Source organism: Belnapia arida, assembly GCF_016773205.1.
Taxonomy (GTDB): domain Bacteria; phylum Pseudomonadota; class Alphaproteobacteria; order Acetobacterales; family Acetobacteraceae; genus Belnapia; species Belnapia arida.
In genome coordinates, this window is record NZ_JAETWB010000010.1 from 124,188 (window position 1) to 130,277 (window position 6,090).

Consider the following 6,090-nt stretch of genomic DNA (forward strand, 5'->3'; position numbering starts at 1 on the left):
ATGCGAGGACAGCTGAATGTTGGTGGAGACCGGCGTGTTCGGCGGCGAGCTGCTGCCCGATAATTTTGTCTCGGAAGTTTTCGCGGCCAGGGTCGTCATCCCTGATACTGCCTTTGCCAGCCTCAGCATTGGCCGCCACGAGCGTCCGCATCGCCTGCCCGCCTGCTTCCGCTGGTGCTTCGACCACCTCGGCACCGGCGGCACCCGCTGGAGCATCACGCTGCGTAACGAAGACCATGCCGAGATCTACTTCGCCCGGGTCCGGGACGGCCTCGCCTTTGTCGCACGCTGGTCCAAGGAGGCGGCCCCCGCCGGGCAACCGGCGTCCGTCGTCTGAGCAGGGCGCCCACCGACAAATCCAGGCCACTACGAGGACAACGCATTTTCGCCGCAGGAGCCTGCCATGACAATCCAGTCGCAACAGACCGCAGACGAGAGCCTCCGGACCCACGACATCGCCGGCCACGTCGATACCCTCTACCGGGACGGCATCACCGGCCTGCAGGGCGCCTTTTCCCGCGACTGGGCGGAGCGGATGCGTGAGGACATGATGACCGCGTTCTGGGCGGCGATCCAGCGCCCCGGCGGTGCCGTCGGGCGCGGCCCCCGACGCTGGTATGTCGAGATCCACCCGCAGGACCTCCATGGCTTCGTCGACCTCGTGACGCACCCATGGGTCACGGGCCTGTGCGAGGCGGTGCTCGGCCCTAAGTACGAGATCGTCGAGGTCGGCTTCGATGTCCCCGTCCAGGGTGCCCGCAACCAGCCCTGGCACCGTGACTTCCCTTCGCCCGCCGAAACCTGGGGCGACCAACGCCGCCTCACCTCGCTTGCTTTCAACCTTACTGGGGTCGACGTAACCCCGGACATGGGTCCCTTCGAGGTCGCGCCCGGCACGCAGTGGCTGGACGGGCGCGAGTGGAAGCACGAGATGTTCCCGCCCGCGGAGATCTGGCCACGGTTCGCCGACAAGGGCGTGCGTAAGTACCCACGGATGGGCGACATTTCCTGCCGCTCGGCGGTGACGATCCACCGCGGTACGGCACATCCTTCGCCGATCGCCCGCCCTGTGCTGGTACTTGGCGTCGACGCCCCCGGTGCCGGCCATGCCGCCCTGCATGACATGATGGTGACGCCGGACTACCACGACGCCCTACCGCAGTCCGTGCGCGACCACCTTATCTGTCAGGTCGCCAACGAACTCGTCCCCGTCGTCCAGAAGCACGACATCGAGGGCCTTGTGATGGGAGTTGAGTGACATCGCCCACGGCATCGGCGCGGCGAGCTGTCCCGACGCCGCGCGATAGCTCCGGCGCGCAGCGCGAGGCGGTCAAGCTTCAGCCCACCTTGGGCTCGATTGATCATAGGGGATGGGACCACATTTACATCCGCTCTAACCTGAGGGGCTAGCGCAAAGGCGTTTGCTGCGCACTCCTGCTTGATGACGAGATTTGGCTGAAAGCTGCACCTCCGCTTTCTGGCGAGGCATTCGAAAAAGTGGTTACCGGGTAGCGAGCCACGTTCGGTGCTTCTTACCTCTTTTTGGCGGCACAAGCGGAATCGCCGAGTCTGACATGCTGGGCACCTCGTCCGTTGGTGATGCATGATCGACGACTTGGGCCTGTCCCATTGCGGCCCGTCCAGCACCATGTGCGGATAGCCTGGCTGCAACCGCGGCGCATGGCACGTTCACTTCCAGCGATCTTGAAGCAGGTTGTCCATGGTAGGCCCGCCGCTTCGGCGAAGGTAGGATCACTCAGTGGGAGGGAGGCCGTAATGACGGTCGGCTCGCCGAATCCGGCCATTGCACTGTGGGCCCAGCTCAATGCCGGACACCCCGTGATTGCCAGGGCTGCGCACAGCCCGCTAGCGGCGGAGGTAGGCTTGGATGCGGTATCGGGGGAGCGGCTTTGAGCTGCCGGCCTCCTATGCGGTGCTGGACGTCACCCGGGCGGTGGTGGGGTAGGTCAGCCAATGCGCAGTGGTGGGCTCAGCGCTGCCGCACTGCGCAAGCCCGAAGCCGTGACTACACGGACCGCATAGCGCCATTCGCCAGCAGGTGGCACAGTATCCACCCAGCATGCCGCCCGCAGCGGCAACGGCGCGATGCGCTTACCTCTTTCGTCCCGGCCGAGCCGCCGCAACTCGTAACCGTAGAAGCCCGGCACCTCGCTCGCGGTCCAGCGCAGCAAGGCGTTGTCACGTTCGGCACGCAGATCCAGCCAGCGCGGGGCCTCAGGCGGCTGCGGATCAAAGGGCGTCACCCAGACTAGCGCGGTGGCGTAGGGCGGAAGCTGCAGCGGCAACCGTAGACGTCCGCCCGCGACATGCAGCCCGCTGCGCAGTGGCGCCTGTACGCCAAGCTCCGCTGCGGCACGCAGGCGCTGCGTCGCAGCGCCGGGCCCCACCTCGGCCGACAAATGCCGCCCGGCGGCCGCGAAGGCGTTCCCGTGCGCGTCGTCAATGCGGAACTCCACCAAGTTCACCCGTGGCCAGGGAATGTCCCGCACCAAGTAGTCGAGCATGATGGGAGCCGTCGTGGAATCATCCGGATAGTGCGCGAGCAGCGCGCCAATGCGGCCCTCACCGACGGTGAGCAGGTGGTAGAGGCCTTCGCGCGGAACCGGATCGGCGACGCTGCCATGTCGGTCGCCGAGCAGCCGCAGCAGTTCGTAGAAGCCGAAGACCGGTAGCTTGATCAGGTCGTCATCTGCCGCCGAGGTTCGCGTCATCAGCGCCCGCCTGCCGTCGAAAGGCGCCCGCACCAGATGCTGGTTGGCGTTGTCGGCGGCAGCCATGAAGCGCAGGCCCCGCTTGGCGTAGCGCACGCTCAACGCCGCATGCATCGTGGCCGAGGCGGCGAGCCAAGCCGGGAATTGCGCGTCCATCCGCGCCGAATAGGGGTTAGCGAAGCCAACCAGCATGTCGGCCTCATCATTGATGATGGTCAGGCCTCTGCGACAACGTTCGGGGATCAGGCGCAGTGCCGCCTCCGCCGTTGCCTCGGCGGCCTCGACCAAGCGGGAGAGCCGGGGCGCTCCTTCCTCCGTGGTCCAGGCACCCTTGCGGTGCAGTGAGAGGAAGTCGCAGGGCAGGTCGGGCGTGTCGCGCAGGAAGCCGAGGAAGCGCTCCATCAGCGCCGGCCCCTCGCCGGGTAGGTAGGCGAGCACGGGCCCACCCAGGCGGATGGCGTGGCCGGCGTCTCGCACTGCCGCCGCGGTCTCGCGGTAAAGGTCGAGGTAGCGGTCAAAGCTCCCGCCCCAGAAGGGCGGCATGTTGGGCTCGTTCCAGACTTCGAACCACCATCGACTGACCGCCGCAGCGCCGAAGTGGGCAATGATGGCATCGAGAAATCCCCTCACCAGCCGGTGCCACACGGCAATGTCGGTCGGTGGCATGACGGGCGAGGCGGAGACGGCTGCAGGGAAGAAGGTTAGTGGCAGGAAAGGGGTCAGCCCACGCGACACCAGCGCTTCCAGCGCCGCGAGCGTCATCGAGAAGTCCATCGGCGCCTCCGGGCTAGGCCAAGTGGTGCCGGTGCTGGCGGGGAAGACGTCCTCGCGCACGCCGCTGTTCAACGCTCCGAAGACCCGCACTGCGCCGAAGGCGCCGGGCGACGCGGCCATGGCATCGAGCATGCGGGTGAAGCGAGGAGCGAGCAGCCAGTCAATATCGAAGACGCCGACCATGTCGAAGTCGGCCCGCCGGAACTCCCCCTGCGGTTCCACGCCGTCCGGTCGGGCCGAGCCTGACAGGAGCAAAGGCCTCGGCGCGGCCGGGGCGGCACCGAGACAGGGCAAGCTGGCGATGCCGCGCAACACCCCTCGTCGCCGCGACGCGCCGTGGCGTTTCTCGGTCATGCCGCGCCTCCACCTGTTCAGGGCGCGAGGCTAAGCCCTGCGGCACGCGGCGGAAAGAACCAAGGGCGATCGCTCAACCGGCAGGAGCGGCTGCTGATAAGTGAAACCCGCATGTGCCATGTGGTTCGGGGCCCTTGCGGGTAGCTTTACATCATCACCGACGAGACAGCCGCGTCTTGTGGCTGGGACCAGCATCAACAGGACAGTAGGCACGCCGCTCGCCACCTACGTCTGATCCTCCGTTCCGGCTGGTGATCATAGGTCTGGTGGGCGTGCAGCTTGCACGGCCTGCGGCGGGGTCGGCCTTGGCAGCCGATCCGAACACGCGGCCTGGCATCCTGGGTGGGCGCCGGCATCCGGCTGTCGTGGCGGTTGGCGTCGCTCAGCGTCAGGCCAAGCGGCGTGCCGCAGGCGTCCGTGACAATGTGACGCCTGGTGCCCGGCCTGCCGCGATCCGCCGGGTTCGGTCCGACCTCCGCACCCCCTTCTGGCCGCAATGCTTGCACTGTCGAGCGCAGCCCGGGACCAGTCGATGGTTTCCGCCGCCTGCAAGCGCTCCAGCAATGTCCGGTGCAGGCAGTTCCACACACCGGGTCACCTGCCGGTCCCGCAACCGGCGCCAGCAGGTCGTTTGCTATGGCAAGACCTTCGGCACCTAATCGCTCATCAACCTCCGCTATGAGGTTGCCAGCGAGCGCGCCATGCTGCTGAGGGCCTCTTGCTGCTTTTCGTCTTTGATGGAAGCGAAGTTGCGCATCAGTTCCATCTGCATGCGTTGGCGTGGCAGTATCTCTTCAACCGCGCTGTCTGCAGTCAAGCCTTCAAAAAACCACGCGGGTTCAGTGGCAAGTGCCTGCGCCACGCTGAACAGGCGGCCGACGGAAATGCGGTTTAGCCCCCGCTCGTACTTGTGCGCCTGCTGATAGGTTATGCCGATGATGCGGGCCAGCTGCTGCTGAGACAGCCCCATGGCGAGCCGCTGTTCGCGGATCCTCCGACCGACATGCTTGTCCATCGCAGTGGCGCGCTGGCTTTGCGGTTCGCCCCGCTGCTCGTCATGACTCATTGATGGCGCCCCAGTTGATGGAAGCTGATCTAACGCATCTTACGGGGCCGTTCGCCGCATTGTTTCGTGAGAACAATCTCATTACGTGGATGTGACGCCGCATTATGTCGATGCCGGTTTGGGCGACCGGCGCTCTATCGTCGAGGCCCCGAGGTGCCTGGTTTGTCTTCAACCTGGGATAGCAGTAACTCGTCTAGATGAACTCTAACGGCTTGGGTGATCGTGGAATGGAGCGCTGACCGGCTGGTGGCTGGGCAGGCATTCCGGGCCCAGCGCCGGCCTGGGTGACGCTGAAGAGTAAGCCTGAGCCTACGGTGCAGGCTTCTCCGGCGACGCGCGGATGTCCCATGCGACATCCGCGTCACCCTCGCGCGAAAATCGGACTTTGAGGCCGCAAACTCGAGGAGGGTGGTCGCTGACGACAGCCTTCTGAACTTGGGCCAACACCTTCATCATGCCGCGTTCCATAAGATTCGCGGCAGCAGCTGAAACGCGGGTTTCGTCATCCGACACGATCAGTCAGGATCCCTGGAGGCCGCGGGAGGCATCAAGAGCTCCCTTCGTCCACCGTAATGCGAGTTCATCCACCGCAACGCGGAGCACGAGGCTCACCACGAGGATTGCTGCTGTACCCATTAGGAAGGCGGCCATGGCAAAGCTCCTATGCCTGTCCCCTCCCCTCACTTGCTTTTATGCTGCACCGCAGCATGAGGGCAAAGCAAGTTAAAAAGAGACAGCGACCCTGTCCTTTGCGCTGCCAGATTGCAGCTGGTCACTCGGAAGCACCTATGGGCCGAATCGGTGCCGCATCGGCAAGTCCATGCTGAAGGATCAGCGAGGCAGGCGACGCCTCCGCCACCCTTTGGCCTGGGTGATGCCTACTTCGCCCGGGCCCTGCCGCGCCGGGCTGGCAAGCGTCCAAGGCTTTTCGCTTGCTGCTGAAAGTTTGTCAGGACCTGTCAGGGAAGCCGCCAGTGATTTCCTGAGTTCCGTCTTCTCCTCCTGCTCGGCTTGTTCCGCTTTGTGAGTCTGGAAGCCGTCATCGTGAACAAGGCGATGAGCTTGGTGGTCGCCACGGCACTACCGGGTAACGTCCACGGAGGTGTTGGAAAATCCGGCCTTGGCCGGAGTGTAGGGTTGGGGTGGCCATCGGACCTGGCGGCT

5 protein-coding genes and 1 pseudogene are annotated in these 6,090 nt (G+C 65.3%); 2 read left to right on the plus strand and 4 right to left on the minus strand.

The window, feature by feature from the left end; all coding sequences use genetic code 11:
* Positions 1-16: 16 nt before the first annotated feature.
* Both JMJ56_RS18930 and JMJ56_RS18935 read left to right on the plus strand, forming a co-directional pair.
* Positions 17-337 (plus strand): hypothetical protein, encoded by a 321-nt coding sequence (locus JMJ56_RS18930; protein WP_202833332.1) that lies wholly within the window; start codon positions 17-19, stop codon positions 335-337.
* Positions 338-403: 66 nt separating this feature from the next.
* Positions 404-1,258 carry a phytanoyl-CoA dioxygenase family protein gene (locus JMJ56_RS18935; protein ID WP_202833333.1) on the plus strand — a complete coding sequence of 285 codons (855 nt, stop codon included), beginning with the start codon at positions 404-406 and terminating at the stop codon, positions 1,256-1,258.
* Positions 1,259-1,967: 709 nt separating this feature from the next.
* Here the strand turns inward: JMJ56_RS18935 and JMJ56_RS18940 are convergent.
* The 4 genes and pseudogenes from JMJ56_RS18940 to JMJ56_RS18950 form a co-directional block, all read right to left on the minus strand.
* The gene (locus JMJ56_RS18940; RefSeq protein WP_202833334.1) at positions 1,968-3,860 is read right to left on the minus strand and encodes a GH39 family glycosyl hydrolase; all 1,893 of its coding nucleotides are present in this window, start codon (positions 3,858-3,860) and stop codon (positions 1,968-1,970) included.
* A 236-nt stretch (positions 3,861-4,096) separates the two neighbouring features.
* Positions 4,097-4,488 (minus strand): annotated as a pseudogene (locus JMJ56_RS33975) (transposase); the annotation flags it as partial.
* 48 nt (positions 4,489-4,536) lie between these two features.
* Positions 4,537-4,926 (minus strand): helix-turn-helix domain-containing protein, encoded by a 390-nt coding sequence (locus JMJ56_RS18945; RefSeq protein WP_202833335.1) that lies wholly within the window; start codon positions 4,924-4,926, stop codon positions 4,537-4,539.
* A 309-nt stretch (positions 4,927-5,235) separates the two neighbouring features.
* Positions 5,236-5,439 (minus strand): hypothetical protein, encoded by a 204-nt coding sequence (locus JMJ56_RS18950; RefSeq protein ID WP_202833336.1) that lies wholly within the window; start codon positions 5,437-5,439, stop codon positions 5,236-5,238.
* Positions 5,440-6,090 lie beyond the last annotated feature (651 nt).

What these genes read in the sequence shown, in the direction of transcription:
- JMJ56_RS18945 (WP_202833335.1), bottom strand. Translation starts at nt 4,926, where the DNA reads ATGAGTCATGACGAGCAGCGGGGCGAACCGCAAAGCCAGCGCGCCACT.
- JMJ56_RS18935 (WP_202833333.1), top strand. Translation starts at nt 404, where the DNA reads ATGACAATCCAGTCGCAACAGACCGCAGACGAGAGCCTCCGGACCCAC.
- JMJ56_RS18940 (WP_202833334.1), bottom strand. Translation starts at nt 3,860, where the DNA reads ATGACCGAGAAACGCCACGGCGCGTCGCGGCGACGAGGGGTGTTGCGC.
- JMJ56_RS18930 (WP_202833332.1), top strand. Translation starts at nt 17, where the DNA reads ATGTTGGTGGAGACCGGCGTGTTCGGCGGCGAGCTGCTGCCCGATAAT.